This window comes from Oryzibacter oryziterrae, from assembly GCF_021864535.1.
Lineage (GTDB): Bacteria > Pseudomonadota > Alphaproteobacteria > Rhizobiales > Pleomorphomonadaceae > Pleomorphomonas > Pleomorphomonas oryziterrae.
Genome location: NZ_JAKJIC010000020.1, coordinates 38,502 through 61,319, shown reverse-complemented (window position 1 = coordinate 61,319; position 22,818 = coordinate 38,502). Strand labels below are relative to the sequence as shown.

Below are 22,818 nucleotides of genomic sequence, written 5' to 3'. Positions count from 1 at the left end.
GAGGTCAACCTTTCGCGGGCGGCCAGGCCGCCGTGTCGTGATCGGGATGCTGATAGGAGGTGATGTCGCCGAGATAGGAGCCGGGCGTGACGGTGCTCGCGGTGGTTTCAGCCGGCAGGGCGGAGACGCCGTCGACATAGCCGATCTTGTTCTCGACGCCATATTGCATGGTCGGAGGCACCGCAGAGGGCGTGTCGAGCGCACCGATGGCGACGGCAGGGTTTTCGCCATCGGGCTCGTAAGTGAGCGGCGTGCCGCAATCGGCGCAGAAGCCACGCGAGACGTGGTTCGAGGACCGGTAGAGCTTGCGCTGCCCACGCGTCCAGGTGAGCTGATCGGCCCTGACGTTGACGAGCGGCGCATAGAAGGCGCCAAAGGCCTTCTGGCACATGCGGCAATGGCAGATGGACGAATGGGTTGCGGCAGAAAGCGGGAAGGCAAAGCGGATCGCACCGCACTGGCAGCCACCGGTGAGGAGCGTCATGGGCGGGACTCCTGAGCAAGTCCCTTTCCCACAGGAGGAGAAGGCTCAACGGCGCGCCTATCGAAAGCGCCCGATGAAACCGGACAAGGTGTGATGGCACTCACTCGATCACCTCCCAAGCATCGCGCCGGAATGATCGCAGCATCGGATCGTCGGCGTCCATCAGCCAGCGATCGGAAGCGACGGGGTGGGCCTGGATCTTCACGCCACGGTCGATCAGGAAATCGAAGGCGATTTCGCCAAGCTCATAAACCCGGCGCGGTGCGGTCCATCCGTGGTCGCGGAAGACGACGACAACGTCGGTATCGCTATCGGCGCGAAAATCGCCCCACGCGCGGCTGCCCACAAGGTAAAGACGGTCGACCTTTTCGCCGAACCGCGACCGCACGGCAGTGGCAAAACCCCGTGCAGCAGCCTGCACGTCGGCTTCGTCGGGACCGGCCTGATTGGTCTTCGGCTCGTTGAAAACGGTCTTCACCGCTTCACCTCCCACGTCGTCTCGATTTCGCCGGTGTCCTTGTTCTTGGCGTCTTTCAGCACCACGCCCATGGCGGCGAGTTCGTCGCGGAGGCGGTCGGACTCGGCGAAGTTCCTGGCCTTGCGCGCTTCGAGGCGGGCGGCGATCAGGGCGGTGACCTGGTTTCGAAACTCAGCCGAAAGTGTAACCTTGTTCTCTTGTGTAGAGAAACCAAGCAACTTTAGCGCCCAAGCCAGTTTGTTCGCCGCCTCTTCTTCGCGCTCCAATACCTCTGAAAGTTTTGCAGCCCCTCCATCATAAGTTACTCCGCTTGCAATCGAATTGAGATGATTCATCTCAGTAATTGCAGCTGGTGTATTTAGATCATCAGACAAAGCAGAAATGACACCGACGGACTCCATGCCCGATATCCTGCTGAATTTTGCTACCGTCTTCTTAAATTTGGTAAGGATGGCGGCCGATTCTTCCAATCCTCGAACCGTGAAGTCGATCGGGGCGCGATAATGCGTCTTCAGCATGTTGAAGCGCAGCACCTCACCCGGCCAATCGTTCAGCAGCTCACGGATGGTGAAGAAGTTGCCGAGCGACTTGGACATCTTCTCGCCTTCGACCTGCAGGAAGCCGTTGTGCATGAAGATGTTGGCCATCACATCCCTGTGGAAGGCGCAACGGGACTGGGCGATCTCGTTTTCATGGTGCGGGAAGACGAGGTCGACGCCACCGCCGTGAATGTCGAAGGTTTCGCCGAGGTGCTTCCAGCTCATGGCCGAGCATTCGATGTGCCAACCGGGACGCCCCCTGCCCCACGGGCTGTCCCAGCCGGGTTCGTCGTCCTTCGACGGCTTCCAGAGCACGAAGTCCATGGGATCGCGCTTGTAGGGCGCGACCTCGACGCGGGCGCCGGCCATCATGTCGTCGAGCGAGCGGCGGGCGAGCGCGCCATAGTCGGCCATGGCCGGCACGTGGAACAGCGCGTGCCCCTCGGCCACATAGGCGTGGCCGCCGGCGATCAGGCGCTCGATGATGGCGATCATCTCGGCGATATGCTCGGTGGCGCGCGGCGTCACCGTCGGCTTGAGGCAGCCGAGCTCGGTCACGTCCTTTTCGAACTGTGCATAGGTGGTCTCGGTCAGGTGGCGGATCGCCTCGACCGGCTTGTCATTGGGATAGTCGCGCATGGCGCGGGCGTTGATCTTGTCGTCGACGTCGGTGATGTTGCGCACATAGGTGACATGGGCCTCGCCATAAACATGGCGTAACAGGCGGAACAGCACGTCGAAGACGATCACGGGCCGGGCGTTGCCGATGTGCGCGAAGTCATAGACGGTCGGGCCGCAGACATACATGCGGACGTTGTTCGCATCGATCGGGACGAAGTCGTCCTTCTGCCGTGTCAGCGTGTTGTAAAGCTTCAAACCCACCGTCTTGTCTCCCAAGCGCAAACGACTGCCACCCGGCTGGCCGGTGGACCTGTACATCCGTTTTGGTCTTGGAAAAGATCAGACGGGGACGGCCGCGGCCAGCTTCAAAGCCTAGCCACAAATAATGCAGATCGAAATGAGGATGCTGCCGTTCCTGATCATGGCCGCATGTATGGCGGGAACAGGCTGTTCCGTCAAGCCGGAAGCTTGGGGCAAATACGTTTCTTGGGTTGTGTTTCTGCGCAATGAAATGGGCGTGCGCTTGCGCCGGGGCTAGCTTTCCGAGCGGCCGGCGGAGTCGCGGTCGCGCTCGTAATGTCGGGCCAACGGGAATGGCGGCAACCAGGACTCGCGGCGGATGGTCCACAGTTCGTAGGTCGGCTGGAAGCGGTCGGGTTCGTCGAAGCTGCCAAGGTGGACCTCGATCTCGTCGCCCGAACGACTGAAGACCGACGAGCCGCAGCGGGGGCAGAAATGCCGGCCGGCATAGTCGCCCGTCTCGCCGGCGACGGTGACGGCGGACTCGGGAAAGATGGCCGAGGCGTGGAACAGCGCGCCGTGGTGCTTGCGGCAATCGAGGCAATGACAGACGCCGACTCGATAGGGTTCACCTCGGGTCAGGAAACGCACATTGCCACAGAGGCAGCCACCGGCAAGATCGGTCATGGCTCGGACAGGTCCCAAGCTGGAAGGGCGATGAAGCGGCTCATCCGCAATAGCACGATGCACCGTTCCGTTGGGTTGATCCAGTCGGTTAACAGGTCGATAATCAAAGCGGAACCAAAAGGTTCCTGTCTCCAACGCTGACGCGCCCTCGTGGCGTGGTTAGAGCACCCGCCGATCATGTTGAACCAACATGATCGAAAAGCGGCTGCTCAAACTCTTGAATCTGGAGCGATTTCTTGTCGACCTGACGATTCCGTCAGGTCGGAAAGCGCTCTAAGGCCGCAAGGCGCGCCAGAAAGCGATTGAAGGAGAAGTCAGCATGGCAAAGGGACAAGTTCGCTCCACCAAGGAAACCCGGAAGCCGAAGGCCGACAAGAACAAGGGCAAGCATCAGGTCGTGGCCGCCAGCCCCGTTACGGAAGCCTTCCACAAACCCGGCGATCCCCTGCCCCATCACGAGCACAAGAAGAAGGCTTCGTGAGCGGTGGAGGTCTGACGACGATGCGCCGCGCACCCTTATGGACCGCGACGCATCCCTTGCAAATGGATTCTGGATAAATCAGTTGCCGCCGTAGGCGCGCACGGCTTCTTCGTAGTTGGTCCGATCACTGGACCCTTCGGTGCAATCGGCGTTGGCGCCGAACTGCTCGACCATCTGGTTCTGGATCTCGATACCCTTGTCTTCCGAAATGCCGGCTGCCTGCATCTTTTGGACGACATCGGCGTTGATGGTATCCATCACAGCCTTGTCCATCATGATATTGCAATGCTTGGCATAGACCGGAATGGCCAGCGCCTGAACGAAGGCGTTGAGATCCTCCGCCGGATCGGCGTGCGCCGCCACGGCCGAACCAAGAAAAATACCTGCTGCCAGAAACCGTGCAAACCCCATCTTCAATCTCCCAAATCATTTTGGCGGTCGAGGACCTTATACCAATTCGCCAGAATGCTGACGCATTGGCTCATTGAGAACAATTCGAATTTCTCATTTGCGTCAAAGGCATGAGAAATTCGAATACGGAATACCAAGAGTCATTTTCAATGCCACTTGGTATTATGCCCTCCGCCCAATGCCTGAACGACGCGTGCACATTGCACAGACAGCCTTCAGATGTCACGCGAAGAGGTGGGAGATTTGGGGCAAAAGAGATCGATGGGCTCAGTCCAGCCAGTCCGCGCATTTGGGTGCGGGTGCCGTCCCCCAGGGCATGATGGGAACGGTGGAGGTGGAGTTCTTGGGGCTACCCTCGATCAGCTTGTCGGAATAGACGAGGTAAACCAATACGTTGCGCTTCACGTCGCAACCTCTGACGATCTGCATTTTCTTGAAGAAGAGCGAGCGGCGCTGACGATACATGTCGGAGCCCTGCTCGAACTTTTCCTTGAAGCTGATAGGGCCGATCTGCCGGCAGGCCAGCGAGATGTCGGACACCTCTTCGGCCACGCCGAACATGCCGGCGACACCGCCCTGCTCGGGCAGCGTGAAGTGACAGGCAACGCCGTCGACGACGGGATCATCGATGGCATAGACGGCCAGCTTGGCGTCCGGCGTCAGCATGTGCCAGACGGTGGAGCGATCGAAGATGAAATCGGGATCATCGGAGGCTGAAGCCGCGGGGGCCGCCAGCAAGGTGGCACCGAGCGCGACGAGACCGACGAGTGATTTGAGTGACCTGCCCAACGAAGCCTCCTGTAACCGGCGCGGCCGCAGCGCGAGGTTCTCGCTAATGCCGGGGCCGATGCAGGCCTTCAGGTAGGAAAGGCCGCGCGAAAAACAAGACGGGGGATGCGCGAGGGGCGCGTCACTGAAAGGCGTTCTGACCGGTTGCGGACTGGCTGGCGCGTTGAAGGATGGCGCCGAGCTCGAGGTAGCCCTTGGGTGTGAAATGGAGGTTGTCGTCGGTATAGAGGTCGCAGCGGTAGGGCGTCGAGCGCTGCCCGGCATCCAGTGGGGGCTTGGCATAGGCACCGCAGGTGAAAGCGGTATCGTCGATGACGACGGGGAAGACGTTCGGGTGGCCTTGCGGCAGCGCGCCGATGGCCGTGTTGACCTCGTGCCGCACGACGTCGAGGTCGCGGAAGTCGGGGCCACGCGGCGGGATGGTCAGCACGAAGACGCGAGTCCTGGGCCACAGATCCTGCAAACGCTGCACGAGCTGTTCGATCCCGCGAGCCACGGCACAGGCGGGCGTGCCGGCGGCGAGATCGTTGGTGCCGATCAACAAGACTGCCGATGCCGGAGACAGATGAGTGAGGTCGGTATTCTCAAGGCGCCAGAGCACGTTGGGAACCCGGTCGCCGCCGACGGCAAAGTCGTAGCTGCGCGTGTTCGGGAAGGCTGAGGGCAAGTCGGTTCGCCAGCCGGCGAGCAGAGAGTCGCCGACGAAGACAACGTCAGCGTCCGAGGGAACAGCGGCCTGCACCTTCACCGTTTCCCGCAGGCTGGCGTAAAGGGGCGTGCGGGCGGATGTGAGCGTGAGATCGAGGGCGAGCGGATCGCAGGCGTTCGGCTCGGCGGCGCGAGTGAGACCGCTTCCTCCGGCGAGGAAGAAGCAAGCCAGCACAGTGAGCCAGCACACGCCGCTCCGCATGGTCGCCCTCCGATCAGGCAGAGCTGTTCAGCGCCGCGTCGAGGCGATCCTTGACGGTAGCGGCGCCGATCAGTGGCAGAAGTGGAGCCAGCTCAGGGCCGTGCTCGAGGCCGGTGACGGCAAGGCGCAGCGGCATGAACAGCGCCCTGCCCTTTCGGCCGGTGGCTTCCTTGAGGGCGAGCGTCCAGGTGCGGAAGGTCTCGCCATCCCAGGGGGCGGGCGGCAACAGCCGGAGGGCGTCGGCCAGGAAGTCGCGATCGTCGGCATCGGCCACAGGCGTGATGGGGCCGGTGACGACCTTCCACCAGTTGGCGGCGTCGGCAAGCACGGCACAGTTGCCCTTGACCGCTTGCCAGAATCCGGGGTCGGCGGGAATGCCGAGGTCGGTCAGGCGGCGGGCGACATGGCCAAAATCGAGCGCATGCACGGTCTTGGCATTGAGCGAGACCAGGTCGGCATCATCGAACTTCGCGGCCGACCGCGAGGTGTCCGAGAGATCGAAGTCGGCGGCCAGCTCTTCAAGCGAGGCCACGCGCTCGACGGCATGCGAGGTGCCGATGTGCACGGCAAGCGAGGCGACGGCCTGCGGTTCGTAGCCCTGCTCGCGCAGCGACTTCAAAGACATGGCACCGGTACGCTTGGACAGCCCCTCGCCGCTGGCGTCGGTCAGAAGATTGTGGTGACCGAAGGCCGGGACATTGGCACCAAGCGCTTCGAAGATGGCAATCTGCACGCCCGTGTTGGTGATGTGGTCGCCGCCACGGATAATGTGGGTGACGGCACTGTCCATGTCATCGATGACGGACGGCAGGGTGTAGAGATAGGTGCCATCTTCGCGAATGAGCACCGGATCCGACAGGGACGAGAGATCGACGGTTTCCGCGCCTCGGCAGAGGTCGTTCCAGTGAATCTCGCGGCGGGACGGGGTGAACGGGTCGTCCTCGAAGTTGGGCAGCAGGAAACGCCAATGCGGACGACGCCCCTCAGCTTCAAGCTTTGCCCGGTCTTCCTCGGAGAGCTTCAGCGCGGCGCGATCGTAGACCGGCGGCAGATGGCGGGCGAGACGGCGGCGGCGGCCGTAGTCCAGCTCTTCGGCGGTCTCATAGCAGGGATAGAGCAGCCCACGGGCCACCAGATCCGCCTTGACCTCGTCATAGCGGGCGAAGCGATCGGACTGGCGGAAGGACTCGTGCGGTTCAACGCCGAGCCAGGCGAGATCGGTGACGATGCCGCTGGCGAACTCTTCGGTGGAGCGCGCCTGATCGGTGTCATCAAGGCGCAGAATGAAGCGACCGCCTGATTTCAGCGCAAAGAGCCAGTTGAACAGGGCCGTACGGGCGTTTCCGATGTGGATACGGCCCGTCGGCGACGGAGCGAAGCGAACGGTGACGGTCATGATGATGCCGTTTTAAGACCAATCGGCTGCAAACGGAACCCTCATGCACGCGATTAGCCGCGCTTGCGCCCACAGAAATGCGTGAGCCAGCCCTCGCGGGAGCCGCCGAACAGATCGACCTCGCCCCGGCGGCGCAGCGCGCGGGCTTCATCGGTTGCTTCGAACTCGGCGAAAACGCAGTCGAAGTCGGCAAACAGCGCCTTGAGGCCATCCGGGGTGAAGCGGCAGTAATCCTCGGGTACCGAATCATAGCGCGTGGAGAAACGCGAGGAATGCAGCGTGACGCCCTTGGGGCGGAGAACGCGCTCGATCTCGTCAGCGACGCGCCAAGGCGTGCGAATGCGCTCGATGGCGTTGATCGAGAAGACCATGTGCACGCTGTCGTCCTCAAGCTTGCGCAAGGCTGCGAGCGTGGCGTCGCGGTTGCCATCTTCGGCGATGTCGATGGCGCGATAGCGGAGCGGACCCTGGACCCAGGCCGCGTGGCCGGCACCAGCGTAGACGAGCTCGATGACGGTGGCACCGGGAGGAAGGCTCCGAAGCTGCCGCTCGATCAGCGACTGCACGCGATCCGGAGCGCCCACGACGACCTTGCGGGCCGCAGGAGCCGCAGCATCGACGCGAGGCGCGGCGATGAACTCAGCAAGAGCGGACAGCAGGCGAGACGGCCCGGCTCTGCGCCCAAAACCCTGAACTGCACTCATGTCCGTGTCCTCCCAGACCCAGATTGCGCTGTCCTCACAGCGGACGCGGTATCCAAGATCATCTCACCGCCGGCCCTCATTCCCGCGGGTTGATGCCAAAGCCTTCAATCGATTGAAAAATCGGAGGCCTAGGTAGTTCTTGCTACGCGTTTATGCGGGTCATTCTAGTCCCGACCGGGATAAACACTAATCGAAACTTCCTCTCACATGATAGCCCATGCCGATGAATATCGATGCAAAGACGGAGCTGACGCCTGTTACATAGACCAAAGACCATACGTTATTGTTAAAAATGCCAATTATCATAACGTATCTTGAATTGATTTTTGCGCCAAGACTCCCGATTGAAGACGCTATTTTTGAAAATGCGTTTGTTTGAAATTTTTAAACCCAGCGAGAATCCCGGGCTTCATGGATTTGCCCGATCAAGCGCCGCAGGCCATGCTCATGGTGGGATTGACGGGTGCGCCGGAGATGTGGCGGCAGAAGTACCGCAACGCAACACGACCGCCATCAATCGGGCGGTGTCTGTGGCTGGTCCGGGATACGAGGCTTGGGCAAGGAGAGGGTCAGGCCTTGCGGACCCATTTGCCGCCGTCGGCCTGCTGCCAATAGGAAATGTCGAGCCCGCCGTCCTTCAGCGTCTTCCAGTTCTGGCGCGCTTCGGCAAGGGCCTCGGTGTCGGTGCCATCGAACAGGATGACGACGCGGTCGTAGCGGCTGATGTCGTCGGGCAGCGGGGCGCGATCGACGAGAATACGGACATTGGCGCTGTTGGGCGCCTGCCCTTCGGTGGTCAGAAAGATGGGCTGCAGCGCCGCGTGACCGTCGTCGACGGTGCCGTGGGGCAGGAAGGCGGCGTCATCGAAGGTCCAGAGATGGGAATCGATGACCTCGAGCCGCTCACGCGAACCGGCCTGCACCACGACTTTCCAGCCGCGCTCAAGGGACCGCCCGAGCAGGACCGGCAGGACCCGCTCGGGAGACTGACTATCGAGATGATAGAACAGAACCTCGGTCATTCATGCATACGGAGGCACAGAGCCTCAGCTTTCATAGTGATCGCGGACAAGACGATCGAGGAGACGCACGCCGAAGCCCGAGCCCCAGGAGCGGTTGATGTCGGTATCGACGCTGCCCATGGCGGTGCCGGCGATGTCGAGATGCGCCCAGGGCGTATCGTTGACGAAGCGCTTGAGGAACTGCGCCGCCGTGCTGGCGCCGCCGAGACGACCGCCGGAGTTCTTCATGTCGGCGAAGCGGCTGTCGATCGCCTTGTCGAACTCGGCGCTGAGCGGCATGCGCCAGAGACGCTCGCCGGTGACGTCGCCCGTCTCGGCCAACTTGCCGGCAAGGGCGTCGTCGTTGGAGAACAGGCCGGCGATCTGGTTGCCGAGCGCAACGGTGATGGCACCGGTGAGCGTGGCGAGATTGACCATGAACTGCGGCTTGAAGCGGTCCTGCGTGTACCAAAGGGCATCGGCCAGCACCAGACGGCCTTCGGCGTCGGTGTTGACGATCTCGATGGTCTGCCCCGACATGGAGGTGAGGATGTCGCCGGGGCGATAGGAGTTGCCGTCGGGCAGGTTCTCGACCAGGCCGATGACGCCGATGGCGTTGACCTTGGCCTTGCGCCCGGCGAGAGCCTTCATCAGGCCGACCACGGCGGCGGCGCCTGCCATGTCGCCCTTCATGTCTTCCATGTTGGCGGCGGGCTTGATGGAGATGCCGCCCGAATCGAAGACGACGCCCTTGCCGATGAAGGCGACGGGCTGGACGCTGTCCTTGGCGCCATTCCAGCGCATGATCACCAGACGCGGCGGGCGGGCCGAGCCCTGGCCCACGGCCAGCAGCGAGCCCATGCCGAGCTTCTTCATGTCCTTCTCGGAGAGAACCTCGACGTCGACCCCGAGCTTTTCAAGCTTGCCGGCCTCGGAGGCAAAGTCCTGCGGGCCGAGGTGATTGGGCGACTCATTGACAAGGTTGCGGGCAAGTTCAACGCCTTCGGCAACCGCCAGCGCCTCAGCCCAGACCTTCTTGGCCTTGCCAGCATTGGTCGCGACGATCTCGACGTCGGCAAGGGTGATGGTCTCGTCCTTCTTCTTGGTCTTGTACTTGTCCCAATCGTAGGCGCGCAGGCGCAGGCCGAGGGCAAACTCGGCAGCAAGTTCAGGCGCCAGCTCGCCCGTGGCGGCTTCGAAGAGGATGGATGCGCTGGCGACCTTGAAGTCCTTGAGCTTGCCGTAGACCTGGCCGCCGAGCTTCAGCGCGGCCTTGGCGTCGAGCTCGCCGGCTTCGCCAATACCGACCAGCAGCAAACGGCTGGCGGTGAGGCCCGACGGCGCGAGGATCTCCAGCAAGGAGCCGGCCTTGCCGGTGAAGGAGCTGGTGGCCAGAGCCCGGCCGATACCCCCGGAAACGCCGGCCAGCACGCCGGTAGCCGCCGGCCCGCAGGCATTGGCGGAGTCAAGGAAAAGCACGAGGGTGCTGGCGTCGGAACTGACCGACTTGGAGAACGAAATGCTGGGAAGCGGAGCCATGGTCCCATCCTGAATTCACAGGCCCGCGCTTCATGCGCAGGCGCTCGCCGTGGTTCGGCAACAGCTTGGCGTGAGACAAATGCAACGGCAAGTCAATAGAAGCGCGGCGCGGCAGGTTATCTCATCGATTTGATCGGCCACCTCTTCTCAAAGCTTCGCGCCGTAAATTCGACGTGTCCAAGGCAGATTCCTCGTTTGAAGACCTTGGATACGAATGCTTCAGAAGGTATCTGGTAGGTTCCTCGAGGGTTAGCGAAATTCGTCGAATGCGACGGATCGCGGCCCCGGCAGGCGACTGGTATCCTGGTACCCGGACGACGGATCGTCTCCGGGATGGTTGAGCGTGGACAGATGATGCGGCGATTGGGAGTTTTTCTGTTCACGCGGGTGCTGGCGGCCTTCACGGGCACGCTGTTCACGCTGGTCGGAATCGCCTGGATCACACAGGCGCTGCGCAAGTTCGACCTGGTGACGGCCAAGGGACAGGCGATCGCCCTCTATCTCGGCATCACTCTACTGCTGGTGCCGCAGATCGTCGCGGTGGTGGCGCCCTTTGCCATGGTGCTGGCTCTCGTCATCGTTCTCAATCAGCTGCACAGCGAAAGCGAACTGGTGGCCATGACGGCGGCCGGCGTATCGCAACGGCAGTTGGCCAAGCCGTTCATCGCGGTATCGCTTGTGGTGTCCCTGGTGACGGCATGGGCTGTGATGTTCGGCGACCCGATGGCTCTGCGCAGCGTGCGCGACATCGGCAATCACATCCGGGCCGATGTGGTCTCCAACGTGATCCAGCCCGGACAGTTCTCGGACATCGAGGACTCCTTCACCTTCCATATTCGCGATCGTCTCGGCGACGGCTCGCTGCAGGGGCTCTTCATCTTCGACAACAGGGACCCAGCCTACAGCTACACCTATACTGCCAATGTCGGCCGGATCGCCCAGTTCGGCGCTCGCACCATGGTGGTGATGGAACGGGGTACGGTGGAGCGGGTCCGCCGCAGCGACAATGCCGGAACGCTGGTGAAGTTCGGGTCCTATGCCTTCGATCTCAGCCAGCTCACGCCGCAGAACACGGCGAAAAGCGCGGATATCGACGAGAGCACCATCGTGGACCTTCTGAGCCGAGACGCACAGACGGCCGGGTTCAGCGACGCCACGGTCGCCCACGAGATCGCGAACCGCGTTTCGACCATGCTCTATCCGCCGCTGATGACCCTGATCGCCTTGCTGTTCCTGGGCTATCCCAAGACCACGCGGACCGGGCGGTCGCTGGCTGTGCTCAGCGCCCTCTTCGTGCCGACCCTGACCCGGATCTTCGGCCTCATCCTGGCCGGCATCAGCAAGAACAATCCAGTGGTGACCCAATTGCTGGTGCCGTTGCCGCTCCTCGGAATCATCCTCGTCGGTGCCATGCTCTGGTTCGGACTGGAGCCGAAGTTGCCAACGCGCTGGAGCGAGGCCGCCGCCGTCTTGAAGGCCGGCTTGGCGTCGGTGGTCGCCAAGCGCTTTGGCAAGGGAGGGGCTGCCCAATGACCCGCATGCTCTCCCTCTACCTGGCACGGCATTTTGCCAAGTGGATCCTCGGGATCTTCGGTGGGTTGCTGCTGCTCGTGTTCCTGATTGATGCGATCGAACTGATCCGCCAGCACGCGACCGACAAGGGCATGTCGGTGCCCTTGCTGATGGCTGCCAGCGCGCTGCGCGTTCCAGTGCTGATGGGGCGCATCGTTCCCTTCACGGTGCTGCTCGGTTCGCTGGCGGCCTTCCTGAGCCTTTCACGCAGCTCCGAGCTTGTGGTGGCGCGCGCAGCGGGCGTATCGGCCTGGCAGTTCATTCTGCCGGGAGCCACCTTCGCCTTCCTGCTTGGCGCGATCATGACCACGGCCTACGATCCGTTGGCGGTTGTCGCCAAGGCCACATCCGAGCGGCTGCTTGCCGGATCGCAATCAGACACGGTCGCCTCGCTGCTGTCCGAGCGCGGCAGTTCGAAATGGATGCGTCAGAAATCCGGCACCAATGACGTGGTCATGCACGTGGGCACGGTGAGCAACGCCGGCGCAACGGTCTCGACACCAACTTTCTGGGTGTTTGGCAGCGACGGTATCCTGATCAAGCGAATCGAAGCGGAGTCGGCAGACCTCGTCGATGGACAGTGGCGTTTGTCGCTTGCCACAGTCGTGGGGGGCACAGGCGAGCCCGAAACCTACGACAGCTATGAACTTCCCACGGCATTGACGGCCGAACAGGTGGCCAGCGGCCTCGGTTCTCCGGAAACCGTGTCTTTCTGGCGGTTGCCGCAAACCATCAGCGAAGCCAAGTCACTCGCCCTGCCCTCGGAGCGTTTCCGTCTTCAGTATCAATCGCTTTTGGCTCGTCCGCTGCTGTTGGCGGCCATGGTCGTCATTGCCGCAACAGTATCCCTTGGATTGACACGCGCCGGGGGTACCGGGCGCATGATTCTGAGTGGCATCGTTGCTGGCTTCGTGCTTTATGTGGTTACCGAGATTGCGAGGGGATTGGGTAATGAGGGGCTGGTGTCACCGGTTCTGGCTGCCTGGGCACCAGCAATCGTTGCATTTCTGTTGGGCTGTACAGCACTCTTGTTTCGCGAGGATGGGTGACGTTGCGTAATTTCGTCGTCCCGGACCAGTATCCGAAGCTGCGGATGCGCCTGCTTGGCGCTGTTGCGGCAACGGCTGTGCTTTGCCTGATTGCTCCCGCATCCGCGCAGCAAGCGTCGGCCGACACCTCGCTGCTGGGGTTGCTGAAGGCGCCCGAGGATCCGAACGCCAAGATGCTGGTCGAGGCCGACTCGGTCACCTATGACATGAACCAGGACGTGGTGACGGCGGACGGCAAGGTCGTCATCTACTATGGCGCCTATGTGCTCCTGGCCGACCAGGTTGCGGTCAACCGCAAGACCAAGCACGTTTCGGCGCAGGGCAATGTGGAGATCACCGATCCGTCCGGCAACGTGACTCGCAGCGACCATATCGAGTTGACCGACGACCTCAAGGAAGGTGTCGCTCAGGCGCTGGAACTGGTAACCGCCGATCGCATCGCGTTCCGAGCACGGCAAGCCACGCGCAAGGACGGTGACGAGACCACGTTCGAGGATGCGACCTATCTGCCTTGCGTCGATTGCAATGGCCAGAAGGGGCGCGAACCGATCTGGAAGATCCGGGCGAACCGAATCATTCATCGCCAGAAAGACAAGACGATCGTGATGGAAAACGCGACGTTCGACTTTCTGGGCGTGCCCATTGCCTGGGTACCGGTGCTGTCGCAGCCCGACCCGAGCGTGAAGAACAAGACCGGTTTCCTGTTGCCGAGTTTTCAGTACAACACTCAACAAGGCTTCTCGGTCAGGGCACCCTATCATATTGCGCTGGCGCCGGATTATTCGCTGACGTTGTCGCCGAGCTATTACACCAAACAAGGGCTGCTGTTTGACGCCGAATGGCGGCAGAAGCTCGTCAACGGCGAGTATAACGTCGCTGTCGCCGGCATTCACCAGAATGATCCGCACGCGTTTTCCGGGACTTCGGGAGACCGAGAGTGGCGCGGCTCGATCGAGACCGGCGGCCGGTTCAAGATCAATGACCGCTGGAACTGGGGCTGGGATGTCGCGGTCGCCTCTGACGCCACCTTCATGGACAAGTATGACCGGAAGGCCGGCAACAGCGATGTGGCCGTCAATCAGATTTATCTGACGGGCGTGGACGGGCGGAATCGTCTCGACCTGCACGGCTATGGGTTCTTTGTCCAGCAGGACGACTCGACGGTCGCCGGCGCCTTGCCGCAGAACAAGGACCTGCAGGAAAAGCAGCCGGTCGTCCATCCCGTGCTCGACTATCAGGTGTTTGCGCCGGAGCCGGTCTTTGGCGGTGAGGCGTCCATCACCACCAATTTTGCGTCGATCACGCGGCTGAAGTCGGACAAATACGAGTTCGATGTCGACGGCGACGGCCTGCATACGCCCGGTGCGCAAACTCGCCTGCGCGGCGCCGCTGGCACCTTCGACCGGGCCAGTATCGACGCCCTGTGGCGCCGCCGCTTTGTTGACGGTATCGGCGAAACCTTCACGCCTTTCCTCTATTTCAAGGGCGATGCCATCTATTCCGACCCATCGGACAGTTCGGGCCTGACACAGGGCAACAGTACGGACCTCTATGCCCGTGCCATGCCGGCGGCCGGTCTGGAATACAGCTTCCCCATCGGCATCTCCTCTTCGTTTGGCCATCAGGTCATCGAGCCGGTGGCGCAAGTCATTGCTCGCCCGAATGAAACCGAAGCTGCCTACATACCGAACGAGGACGCGCAGAGCCTCGTGTTCGATGCAACGTCGCTGTTCGACTACGACAAGTTCTCCGGTTTCGATCGGATCGAGGGCGGTACCCGCGCAAATGTGGGCTTCCGCTATTCGGGCACGTTCGAGCATGGCATCAGTGTGAATGCCACCGCCGGGCAGTCCTTCCAGCTCGCCGGCGACAACTCATTTGCAATGGCGACCGCCTATGACACGGGCGCTTATTCCGGACTGGAAAACAACGTTTCGGACTATGTGGCAGGCCTCAGCGTCAACACCAACATGGGCCTCATGGCGAGCACGGGGGTTCGCGTCGACCCGGACAATTTCCAGGTGAACCGGTTTGATGCCCAGCTCCTCGGCATTGGCGGTTCGATGACTGCGGCGGTTACCTATGCCTTCATCGGGGCTCAGCCGGATCTCGGCATCACGTCGGATCGTTCTGAAGTTCAGGGGGCGGTCAGTCTGCGCCTTGCGGAGAACTGGCGCCTGTTCGGGGCGAGCCGGTATGACCTCGTGAACAAGGATTTCGTGCGCCACGCGGTCGGCATCGCCTATGACAGCGAAGAGTTCTCGCTGTCGCTTTCCTATTCGGATGACCTGACTTCTTCGCCCGCCGATCAGACGATTTACCTACGCGCCGGTTTCCGGACGCTGGGTAACCTCAGCACCTCTGCCGGGATTGGCAAGTGATTGATTGACTGCAAGGCGAAACAAGCAAAATACCATTGACTTGACAAATTCTTGCAGCACCATGGCCGGAATGATCACGGGGCGGCTCGGAATCGGGCGGATTGAGATATGATGATTGATGGTTCCAAGATTGCGAACAAGATTGCGCGCAGCGTTTTTCTTGCGGGTGTTTCGGCCCTTCTCGCCCTCCCGCTGACGGGACTGGACATGCACGGCGCCTCCGCCGGTTCGATCAAGATCGTGGTCAACGACCAGGCGATCACGGCGATGGACATTCAGGGGCGCGCCAAGCTTCTGCAGATCGCCAACCACGTCGGGGCCGGTGCGGCGACGAAGGCTGCTCAGGACGAACTGATCGACGAAGCGCTTCGCATGCAGGACGCCACGGCGCGCGGTGTCGTGATCGACGATGCGCAGGTTGACGCTGCGATTGCCTCCATCGCGTCCCGTTCGAAGATGTCGGCCAGCCAGTTTGCGGCCGCACTCGGCCACGCAGGTGTTCCCATCCGGACGCTGAAGGATCGTATCCGCACCCAGATGGCCTGGGGCAAGATCATTCGTGCCAAGCTGCAGCTGCAGGTGCGCAACCAGAACTCCGATCTGATTGCCCAGATGCGTGACAAGGAAACGTCGGCCTCGACCGTGACGGCGCAGGACTATGTGCTGCAGCGTATCGTGTTCACCGTCCAGCGCAGTGCCAGCGACGCCGTTGCCGCAACCCGTCTGCGCGAGGCGCAAGCCCTGCGCGGCAAGTTCACGAGCTGCTCCACGGGCATTCCCATGGTCAAGGGCATGAAGGAAGTGGCCGTGCAGAATGTCGGCCGCAAGCTGGCCAGCGAGGTTCCGCCCGGCTTCCAGGACGAGCTGAAGGCGACCGATCAGGGCCACCTCACCAAGCCGCAGCGGACCGACCTTGGCTTCGAGATGTATGCGGTTTGCGAAAAGGTGCAGGTGACCGGCGAGGCCGCCGTGGGCGCCGGCATGGACGCGGAAGCCATGAGTGCTCAGGGCGAACAGATCTCCAAGACCCTGACGCAGGAACTGCGCCAGAAGGCCAACATCGCCTATCGCTGATGGCTCTCGCTCAAGCCAGCGGCACCACATGCCGTCTTCCCCTTGCGATCTCCGCCGGCGAACCGGCGGGAATCGGCGTGGAGATTGTTGCACGTGCCTGGAGTGCCCGGGGCGATGCTGCCCTGCCGCCCTTCTATCTCGTGGGTGATGAGCAGCAGGCCCGCGCCAGGCTGAGCCATCTGGGTCTGGACCTGCCGGTGGCGGTGGTGACACCAGGCGCCGCGGCAAACGCGTTTTCGACCGCCCTGCCCCTTGTCCAGGTTGGCCCGTCTCTCACCGATCGCCCCGGCGTGCTGGCGCCGGAGACCGCGGCATCGACCATTGCGTGGATCGAGACGGCCGTTTTGCATGTCCGCGATGGATTGGCCGGGGCTTTAGTGACGGCGCCGATCCAGAAATCGCAACTCTATGCGGCCGGGTTCACCTTTCCGGGACATACCGAGTTTCTGGGTGAACTGGCCGGCAAGCTCTGGCCGGGAGTGCCCAATCAGCCGGTGATGATGCTCGCGGGACCCGATCTGTCGACGGTGCCTGTCACGGTGCATATTCCGCTCGCTGACGTGTCGAAGACGCTGACGCGGGAGATGATCGTATCGATCGGTCAGATCGTGGATCGCGACCTCCGGCAGCGGTTCGGCCTAGCAACCCCGCGCCTGTCGGTGGCCGGACTGAACCCGCATGCCGGTGAGAGCGGCACGATGGGGCGCGAGGATCAGGACATCGTTGCGCCTGCCGTCGCGGACTTGCAGGCACGGGGCATCGACGCCAGCGGCCCCTGGCCGTCGGACACGCTGTTTCACGGGCGGGCACGGCGCCGCTATGACGTGGTGCTGGCCATGTATCACGATCAGGCGCTGATCCCGGTGAAGACAATTGCCTTTGACGAGACGGTGAACGTGACGCTCGGCCTGCCCTTCATCCGCACCTCGCCCGATCACGGCACGGCGCTGGACATTGCCGGCAAGGGCATCGCCAATCCCGACAGCATGATCGCGGCCATTCGACTGGCCGGCCGCATGGCGGCGGAGGCAGGGGCATGAGCCAGATCGACGAACTGCCGCCGCTGCGCGACGTGATCGAGCGGCACGGTCTGCAGGCGCTGAAGAGCCTTGGCCAGAACTTTCTGCTCGACCTCAATCTCACGTCCAAGATCGCCCGGACGGCCGGTCCGCTCGCCGGCAAGACGGTGGTGGAGATCGGGCCGGGACCGGGGGGGCTGACGCGCGCCATTCTGGCCAACGGAGCGGAGAAGGTGTTCGTCGTCGAGCGCGACCGACGGGCCATTGCGGCACTGGAAGAGATCGGGGCGCACTACGCCGGACGGCTGACCATCATCGAAGGCGATGCGCTGGAAGTGGATACGGCCAGTCTTGGAGACGATGCGCCGATCATCATCGCCAATCTGCCCTACAACATCGCGACGCCGCTGCTGACCCGCTGGCTGTCGCCGACAAGCTGGCCGCCGCGCTGGACGTCGATGGTGCTGATGTTCCAGAAGGAAGTGGCCGACCGCATCACCGCCCAGCCCGGCGACGACGCCTATGGGCGGCTTGGCGTGCTCTGCGGCTGGCGGTCCTATGCCACGCAGATGTTCGATATATCGCCCAAGGCTTTCGTCCCACCTCCGAAGGTGACCTCGACCGTGGTGCATTTCGCTCCGCGCCCGATGCTCTACCCGTGCGAGCAGGCCGACCTTGAAGCGGTTACGGCCGCCGCCTTCGGGCAGCGCCGCAAGATGCTGCGGCAGAGCCTCAAGGCGCTCAACGTCGATCCGATTGCGCTCTGCGAAGCCGTCGGCATCGAGCCCACCGACCGGGCAGAGGTGGTGCCGGTGAAGGGCTTTGTCGATCTGGCCAATACCTGGAAAGCCATGCGGGGCGACTGAGAACGGCGTAGCCCGGCAAAGCTCGCTGCGCGCTTGCGGTGCCTGGGAGCTTCCGTGCCGGTTGGCCTAGTTTCCGGACGCAAAGCCGCTTCGCAGTTTAGCCAGAAATGCGACTGGGAACCTCACCCCACCAGCGTCTCGACAAACCCCTTCAGACCACCGGCAATGCGTGAGCGCTTGCGGCGCTCGGCGCGCAGGATGGACTTCAGGTCTTCGAAAGCGCCCTGCAGGTCGTCGTTGACGACGACATAATCGAAGTTCGGCCACTGCTCGATCTCGGCCTTGGCGTTGTGCAGACGCTTTTCGATGACGTCCGGTGCGTCTTCCGCGCGGCGGGTAAGGCGCGCCTTCAGCTCGGCCATGGTGGGCGGCAGGATGAAGACGGAGACGACATCGTCGGTCATCTTCTCGCGCAGCTGCGCGGCACCCTGCCAGTCGATGTCGAAGAGGACGTCGCGGCCGGCGGCGAGCGCCTCCTCCACCGGGCCACGCGGCGTGGCATAGAGGTTGGAATGCACTTCGGCCCATTCGAGCAACTCACCGCCATCGCGCATGGACATGAAGCGCTGCTTGGAGATGAAATGGTAGTGAACCCGGTCGACCTCGGACGGGCGGCGATCGCGCGTCGTCACGGAAACGGAGAGGGTCAGCTCCCGATCGCTGTCGAGCAGGAGGCGCGACAGGGTGCCCTTGCCGGCCCCCGACGGCGAGGAGATCACCAGCATCAGCCCGCGGCGGGCAAAGGTGACGCGCTTGGGATCGCTGCTTGTCATGGGTCTCACTCGACGTTCTGAACCTGCTCCTTGAACTGGTCGACGGTCGCCTTCAGCGACAGCCCCAGCCTGGTGAGCACCGTATCATTGGACTTTGAACAAAGCGTATTGGCTTCGCGATTGAATTCCTGAGCCAGGAAGTCGAGGCGGCGGCCGACGGCGGCGCTGCCGGCCAGCAACTCGCGCGCCTGGGCGATGTGTGCCTTGAGGCGATCGAGTTCCTCGCGCACATCGGCCTTGGTGGCGAGCATCGCCGCTTCCTGGGCAAGGCGCTGCTGGTCGATGTCATCGCGCTTCAGCAGCACTTCCAGCTGCTCGAGCAGGCGGTTCTTGATGGCCTCCGGCGTGCGGGCCGGCAAAGCCTCGGCCTCGGACACCAGCCGTTCGATCTCGTCGATCTGACCGCCGAGAATGCGGGCCAGCGCCTCGCCCTCGGAACGGCGCGCCTCGACGAAGGAGACAAGGGCCGTCTCGAAGCCCTTGAGCAAGGTGGCCTCGAAGGACTTGCGCTCGTCTTCGTCGGGGACATGTTCGACCACGTCGACCACGCCGCGCACGGCCATCAGGCCGTCGATGGACGCGTCGCGCAGGCCGGGCTTGCCCGAGAAGCGGCACGCCGTCTCGATGAGGGAGGCGAGCAGCGCTTCGTTGATGCGGAACACCTCGGTCGCCCCCTCGCGGGTGACCGTGAGGTTGATCGACACGTTGCCACGGGAGAGCACTTCGGCACCGCGCTTGCGCACGGCCGCCTCGACGGCATCATAGCCCGACGGCAGGCGCAGGCGCAGATCGAGGCCGCGCCCGTTGACCGACCGGATCTCCCAGGCGAAGCGGCTGTCGCCGGCCGTTCCGTCGAAGCGGGCAAATCCCGTCATGGAGTTGAGTGACATCGATTCCAGGCTCCTCGCTCATCTTGAGCCGCCTTGTGGCACGATCCCGGGCCCGAGCCAAGATGACGTTGAATCCGGACGCGGCTTTGTCCCTCAATTCTGCGCTGTCTTCTGTGGAGAGGGCGCAACCTCGCTGGCCGGATCGGTGCCGACAAGCTCGGCCGGATTGCCAATCACGGTGGCAAAATCGGCGGCAATGGCCTTGCCCACATGTACCTGCGGCAGGGAATGCTGCTCAAGCTTGGCCTCCCAGGTCCAGATCAGCTTGCGGGCGGCGACGAAGGCACCGACGAGCGTGTGTTGCTCCTTGAGACCGTGGGCGAAGAAGGCATCGCCGAAGAAGGTCCAGGTGTTGGTGTCGTTGCAGCCGAAGGAGGTGCGGTCTGTGGCGGCGGCGGTGAAGACCGCCGAGTGGTCATCGGAGAAGACCGGCACGAAGACGCCGGAATGGCAGGCCGAGACGATCAGGATGCGGTTCCTGATTCCGGCCTGATCGAGGGCAAAGCGCAGATCGAGCGGACGGATGTGGCTCTCCACCGCATGCGGGCCGGACAGCGCAACGCCGGTTTCGCTGCCGTGCGAGGTGAGGAACAGGATCAGCGCGTCGCGATCGCCGTGCATGCGCTTGCCGATGGCGGCGATGCTGCGCTGAAGCGTATCGACGGTTGCCACCGGTTCGCCACCGCCCGTCTCGCCGTTGTTGAGACGGACCGACCGTGTGCCGATGTCGAAGGTCTTGGTCATGATCTCGCCGGCGCGGCGGCTCTCGCGGTCGAACACGCCCTGGGTCATGCCGCCGAGGGTGAGCATGTAGAGCGTCGGCTTGTCCGGGTTCGTCTCGGGCAGGCGCGCCAGGGTCTGATCGATGGCGCGGGTCTGGTCCCATTCGTCGCGATACCAGGCTTCCTGTTCCGCCTGAACGACCTCGGCCGGCTTTTCGTCGGGTTCCTCGGCAGGGGCCATGTAGTCGACGGTCGCCATCCAGACGGGACGGGGCGCGGCATCGGCCACGGCGTCGCTGTAGAAGATGGGATCGAAAGGGAGGAGATAGGGCAAGGAGACTGTGACAGCGACTTGTGCCAGGCAGACAATGATCGGGCGGCGCCACTGGAACGGATCGAAGGAGCGCAGAACGATGGCAAAATTCGACAGCCACCAGAGGCCGAACAGGATGACACCAGTACCGGCTCCGATGGCCAGTCCCAGCCAGTGCCCCGATTGGAGAAGCGGACGCCAAGTCTGCCCGAGTACGGCTCCATAGACGGTGGCAATGAGATTGACCACGGACAAGGACCAGAGACTGACCGCCATCTTGGCAAGGAGCCGATTGCCGGCATAGACCACCAGCATCAAGCCGACAAAGACGGCCGCGGTTGCGACACTGTAATTCACGCCATACTCATTGAAGCGCCAGCCATCGAAGGTGCAAGCCCATTGCCCCAAGAGGTTGGTGCCCCACCAGACAAACACCCCACCCAGCACCAGCGGCAAGGACTGCGGGAGGTCATAGGGGTCGAAGCGGCGGAAGGTCAGGCAACGCCAGACCGCACGGACGAAATCCTGCATCGCTGATCCTTGGCAATCATGGAAATAGTATCAAAGCAACTTATGGGAGAGGATAGCAAATCAAACTGCCGCTCTTGGTAAATGTTTGCCTTGAAGGGCCACGAGGACGACATTGCCATTCACAGCGGCGATGCCAGCGCTTAGGATCAGTCCGAAGATCCGCATTGCAGTGTGGGAAGACCCGCCAGGACATGCGGCCTTGGGAGGTTTTCATGGAATATCGTCTGCTCGGCCGCTCCGGCCTCAAGGTTTCCACCATCACGTTGGGCACCATGACCTTTGGCGGCAAGGGGGTGTTCGAAAAGGTGGGCAACACCGATCTGAGAGAAGCCGAACGCCTGATCGATCTCTGCCTCGATCACGGGGTCAACCTGATCGATACGGCCAACGCCTATTCGCAGGGCACGTCCGAGGAAATGATCGGCGAGATCCTTGGCGGCAAGCGCAAGGGCGGCGTGCTGATCGCCACCAAGGTGCGCTTTCCCATGGGCGACGGCCCCAATGACGAGGGGCTCAGCCGGCATCATATCGTCGCCGCCTGCGAGGCCAGCCTGACCCGCCTCAAGACCGATGTCATCGATCTCTATCAGGTGCACCAGTGGGATGGACTGACGCCGATCGAGGAGACCATGGCGGCGCTCGACCAGCTCGTGCACCAGGGCAAGGTGCGCTACATCGGCTGCTCCAACTATTCGGGCTGGCACATCATGAAGGCGCTGGCCGCCGCCGGCGTCCGCCAGAGCGAGCGCTTCGTGTCGCAGCAGATCCATTATACGCTGGAAGCGCGGGAGGCGGAGTTCGAGCTGGTGCCGATCTCGCTCGACCAGGGCCTGGGCATCCTGGTGTGGAGCCCGCTGGCCGGCGGCCTGCTGTCGGGCAAGCACCGGCGCAACGCGGCGACACCCGAGGGCACGCGCCAGTTCGCCGGCTGGCGCGAACCGCCGATCCACGACGAGGACCGGCTGTGGCGCATCATCGACGTTCTCGTCGAGATCGCCGATGCGCGCGGCGTCTCCGGCGCGCAGGTGGCGCTGGCCTGGACGCTTGGCCGACCGGGCGTCACCTCGCTGGTGATCGGCGGCCGCAACGAGGCCCAGATCGCCGACAACCTGAAGGCCGCCGACTTCAAGCTCTCGGACGAGGAGCGCGCCAAGCTCGACGCCGTCAGCCGCCCGCCGCTGATGTATCCCTACTGGCACCAGCTCTGGACCGCCAAGGACCGCATGGGCCCGGCGGATATGGCCTTGCTGGAGGGGCATGAGTGAGGGGGAGACCGGTTAGGCTGAGCCTGATTTGTGGGTGGAAGTACCCCCCTCTCCAACTCTCCCCCTCAAGGGGGGAGAGAGTT

General features: G+C 62.8%; 22 protein-coding genes. 8 read left to right on the top strand and 14 right to left on the bottom strand.

The features are described from left to right. Positions 1 to 4: 4 nt before the first annotated feature. The 4 genes from L2I41_RS18035 to L2I41_RS18020 form a co-directional block, all read right to left on the bottom strand. The gene (locus L2I41_RS18035) at positions 5 to 484 is read right to left on the bottom strand and encodes a GFA family protein (protein WP_237154970.1); all 480 of its coding nucleotides are present in this window, start codon (positions 482 to 484) and stop codon (positions 5 to 7) included. Positions 485 to 584: 100 nt separating this feature from the next. Then, positions 585 to 962 carry a nucleotidyltransferase domain-containing protein gene (locus tag L2I41_RS18030; protein ID WP_237154969.1) on the bottom strand — a complete coding sequence of 126 codons (378 nt, stop codon included), beginning with the start codon at positions 960 to 962 and terminating at the stop codon, positions 585 to 587. Beyond that, a complete protein-coding gene (cysS, locus tag L2I41_RS18025; protein ID WP_237154968.1) occupies positions 959 to 2,383 on the bottom strand; it encodes a cysteine--tRNA ligase in 1,425 nt (474 codons plus the stop codon). Before cysS ends, L2I41_RS18030 begins: the two co-directional genes overlap by 4 nt. A 273-nt stretch (positions 2,384 to 2,656) precedes the next feature. Beyond that, positions 2,657 to 3,049: a GFA family protein gene (locus L2I41_RS18020; RefSeq protein WP_237154967.1), complete on the bottom strand. Its 393-nt coding sequence runs from the start codon at positions 3,047 to 3,049 to the stop codon at positions 2,657 to 2,659. Positions 3,050 to 3,368: 319 nt separating this feature from the next. Between L2I41_RS18020 and L2I41_RS18015 the strand changes: the two genes are divergently transcribed. Then, the gene (locus L2I41_RS18015) at positions 3,369 to 3,530 is read left to right on the top strand and encodes a hypothetical protein (protein WP_237154966.1); all 162 of its coding nucleotides are present in this window, start codon (positions 3,369 to 3,371) and stop codon (positions 3,528 to 3,530) included. 78 nt (positions 3,531 to 3,608) lie between these two features. Here L2I41_RS18015 and L2I41_RS18010 read toward each other — a convergent pair whose 3' ends face one another. The 7 genes from L2I41_RS18010 to L2I41_RS17980 all read right to left on the bottom strand — a co-directional run bounded on the left by L2I41_RS18010 (position 3,609) and on the right by L2I41_RS17980 (position 10,280). Next, entirely contained in the window at positions 3,609 to 3,941 is a 333-nt protein-coding gene (locus L2I41_RS18010; protein WP_237154965.1) for a hypothetical protein, read from the bottom strand. A 267-nt stretch (positions 3,942 to 4,208) separates the two neighbouring features. After that, positions 4,209 to 4,730, bottom strand: coding sequence for a CreA family protein (locus L2I41_RS18005; RefSeq protein ID WP_237154964.1), 522 nt, complete (start codon positions 4,728 to 4,730; stop codon positions 4,209 to 4,211). 121 nt (positions 4,731 to 4,851) lie between these two features. Next, entirely contained in the window at positions 4,852 to 5,640 is a 789-nt protein-coding gene (locus L2I41_RS18000) for a GDSL-type esterase/lipase family protein (protein ID WP_237154963.1), read from the bottom strand. A gap of 13 nt (positions 5,641 to 5,653) precedes the next feature. Further along, positions 5,654 to 7,036 carry a glutamate--tRNA ligase gene (gene gltX / locus L2I41_RS17995; protein ID WP_237154962.1) on the bottom strand — a complete coding sequence of 461 codons (1,383 nt, stop codon included), beginning with the start codon at positions 7,034 to 7,036 and terminating at the stop codon, positions 5,654 to 5,656. Between the two features lie 53 nt (positions 7,037 to 7,089). After that, entirely contained in the window at positions 7,090 to 7,740 is a 651-nt protein-coding gene (locus tag L2I41_RS17990) for a methyltransferase domain-containing protein (protein ID WP_237154961.1), read from the bottom strand. 569 nt (positions 7,741 to 8,309) lie between these two features. Next, positions 8,310 to 8,762, bottom strand: a complete 453-nt coding sequence (locus L2I41_RS17985) for a DNA polymerase III subunit chi (RefSeq protein ID WP_237154960.1) — start codon at positions 8,760 to 8,762, stop codon at positions 8,310 to 8,312. Positions 8,763 to 8,786: 24 nt separating this feature from the next. Next, positions 8,787 to 10,280: a leucyl aminopeptidase gene (locus tag L2I41_RS17980; protein ID WP_237154959.1), complete on the bottom strand. Its 1,494-nt coding sequence runs from the start codon at positions 10,278 to 10,280 to the stop codon at positions 8,787 to 8,789. A gap of 363 nt (positions 10,281 to 10,643) precedes the next feature. Here L2I41_RS17980 and L2I41_RS17975 point away from each other — a divergent pair, with 363 nt between their 5' ends. From L2I41_RS17975 to rsmA, 6 genes are all read left to right on the top strand, one after another. Then, on the top strand, positions 10,644 to 11,813 hold the full coding sequence (locus L2I41_RS17975) for an LptF/LptG family permease (protein ID WP_237154958.1): 1,170 nt from the start codon (positions 10,644 to 10,646) through the stop codon (positions 11,811 to 11,813). Next, positions 11,810 to 12,901, top strand: coding sequence for an LPS export ABC transporter permease LptG (lptG, locus tag L2I41_RS17970; protein ID WP_237154957.1), 1,092 nt, complete (start codon positions 11,810 to 11,812; stop codon positions 12,899 to 12,901). Before L2I41_RS17975 ends, lptG begins: the two co-directional genes overlap by 4 nt. 2 nt (positions 12,902 to 12,903) lie before the next feature. Next, the gene (locus L2I41_RS17965) at positions 12,904 to 15,282 is read left to right on the top strand and encodes an LPS-assembly protein LptD (protein WP_237154956.1); all 2,379 of its coding nucleotides are present in this window, start codon (positions 12,904 to 12,906) and stop codon (positions 15,280 to 15,282) included. A gap of 108 nt (positions 15,283 to 15,390) precedes the next feature. After that, positions 15,391 to 16,356: a SurA N-terminal domain-containing protein gene (locus L2I41_RS17960; RefSeq protein WP_237154955.1), complete on the top strand. Its 966-nt coding sequence runs from the start codon at positions 15,391 to 15,393 to the stop codon at positions 16,354 to 16,356. After that, positions 16,356 to 17,396 carry a 4-hydroxythreonine-4-phosphate dehydrogenase PdxA gene (pdxA, locus tag L2I41_RS17955; RefSeq protein ID WP_237154954.1) on the top strand — a complete coding sequence of 347 codons (1,041 nt, stop codon included), beginning with the start codon at positions 16,356 to 16,358 and terminating at the stop codon, positions 17,394 to 17,396. The genes L2I41_RS17960 and pdxA overlap by 1 nt, the downstream gene beginning before the upstream one ends. Continuing rightward, entirely contained in the window at positions 17,393 to 18,241 is an 849-nt protein-coding gene (gene rsmA, locus L2I41_RS17950; RefSeq protein WP_237154953.1) for a 16S rRNA (adenine(1518)-N(6)/adenine(1519)-N(6))-dimethyltransferase RsmA, read from the top strand. The genes pdxA and rsmA overlap by 4 nt, the downstream gene beginning before the upstream one ends. Before the next feature lie 122 nt (positions 18,242 to 18,363). On the opposite strand, the gene gmk is transcribed toward rsmA, so the two are convergent. The 3 genes from gmk to L2I41_RS17935 all read right to left on the bottom strand — a co-directional run bounded on the left by gmk (position 18,364) and on the right by L2I41_RS17935 (position 21,470). Continuing rightward, positions 18,364 to 19,014 (bottom strand): guanylate kinase, encoded by a 651-nt coding sequence (gene gmk, locus L2I41_RS17945; protein WP_237154952.1) that lies wholly within the window; start codon positions 19,012 to 19,014, stop codon positions 18,364 to 18,366. Between the two features lie 5 nt (positions 19,015 to 19,019). Next, complete coding sequence (locus tag L2I41_RS17940; protein ID WP_237154951.1) at positions 19,020 to 19,904, bottom strand: YicC/YloC family endoribonuclease; 885 nt, start codon at positions 19,902 to 19,904, stop codon at positions 19,020 to 19,022. 93 nt (positions 19,905 to 19,997) lie between these two features. Then, positions 19,998 to 21,470, bottom strand: a complete 1,473-nt coding sequence (locus L2I41_RS17935; RefSeq protein WP_237154950.1) for a C13 family peptidase — start codon at positions 21,468 to 21,470, stop codon at positions 19,998 to 20,000. A gap of 212 nt (positions 21,471 to 21,682) precedes the next feature. On the opposite strand from L2I41_RS17935, the gene L2I41_RS17930 reads away from it, so the two are divergent. Beyond that, positions 21,683 to 22,735: an aldo/keto reductase gene (locus L2I41_RS17930; protein ID WP_237154949.1), complete on the top strand. Its 1,053-nt coding sequence runs from the start codon at positions 21,683 to 21,685 to the stop codon at positions 22,733 to 22,735. The last annotated feature ends 83 nt before the right edge of the window (positions 22,736 to 22,818 follow it).

What these genes read in the sequence shown, in the direction of transcription:
- L2I41_RS18035 (WP_237154970.1), bottom strand. Translation starts at nt 484, where the DNA reads ATGACGCTCCTCACCGGTGGCTGCCAGTGCGGTGCGATCCGCTTTGCC.
- L2I41_RS18020 (WP_237154967.1), bottom strand. Translation starts at nt 3,049, where the DNA reads ATGACCGATCTTGCCGGTGGCTGCCTCTGTGGCAATGTGCGTTTCCTG.
- L2I41_RS18015 (WP_237154966.1), top strand. Translation starts at nt 3,369, where the DNA reads ATGGCAAAGGGACAAGTTCGCTCCACCAAGGAAACCCGGAAGCCGAAG.
- L2I41_RS18010 (WP_237154965.1), bottom strand. Translation starts at nt 3,941, where the DNA reads ATGGGGTTTGCACGGTTTCTGGCAGCAGGTATTTTTCTTGGTTCGGCC.
- L2I41_RS18000 (WP_237154963.1), bottom strand. Translation starts at nt 5,640, where the DNA reads ATGCGGAGCGGCGTGTGCTGGCTCACTGTGCTGGCTTGCTTCTTCCTC.
- gltX (WP_237154962.1), bottom strand. Translation starts at nt 7,036, where the DNA reads ATGACCGTCACCGTTCGCTTCGCTCCGTCGCCGACGGGCCGTATCCAC.
- L2I41_RS17990 (WP_237154961.1), bottom strand. Translation starts at nt 7,740, where the DNA reads ATGAGTGCAGTTCAGGGTTTTGGGCGCAGAGCCGGGCCGTCTCGCCTG.
- L2I41_RS17985 (WP_237154960.1), bottom strand. Translation starts at nt 8,762, where the DNA reads ATGACCGAGGTTCTGTTCTATCATCTCGATAGTCAGTCTCCCGAGCGG.
- L2I41_RS17980 (WP_237154959.1), bottom strand. Translation starts at nt 10,280, where the DNA reads ATGGCTCCGCTTCCCAGCATTTCGTTCTCCAAGTCGGTCAGTTCCGAC.
- lptG (WP_237154957.1), top strand. Translation starts at nt 11,810, where the DNA reads ATGACCCGCATGCTCTCCCTCTACCTGGCACGGCATTTTGCCAAGTGG.
- L2I41_RS17960 (WP_237154955.1), top strand. Translation starts at nt 15,391, where the DNA reads ATGATGATTGATGGTTCCAAGATTGCGAACAAGATTGCGCGCAGCGTT.
- pdxA (WP_237154954.1), top strand. Translation starts at nt 16,356, where the DNA reads ATGGCTCTCGCTCAAGCCAGCGGCACCACATGCCGTCTTCCCCTTGCG.
- rsmA (WP_237154953.1), top strand. Translation starts at nt 17,393, where the DNA reads ATGAGCCAGATCGACGAACTGCCGCCGCTGCGCGACGTGATCGAGCGG.
- gmk (WP_237154952.1), bottom strand. Translation starts at nt 19,014, where the DNA reads ATGACAAGCAGCGATCCCAAGCGCGTCACCTTTGCCCGCCGCGGGCTG.
- L2I41_RS17940 (WP_237154951.1), bottom strand. Translation starts at nt 19,904, where the DNA reads ATGTCACTCAACTCCATGACGGGATTTGCCCGCTTCGACGGAACGGCC.
- L2I41_RS17935 (WP_237154950.1), bottom strand. Translation starts at nt 21,470, where the DNA reads ATGCAGGATTTCGTCCGTGCGGTCTGGCGTTGCCTGACCTTCCGCCGC.
- L2I41_RS17930 (WP_237154949.1), top strand. Translation starts at nt 21,683, where the DNA reads ATGGAATATCGTCTGCTCGGCCGCTCCGGCCTCAAGGTTTCCACCATC.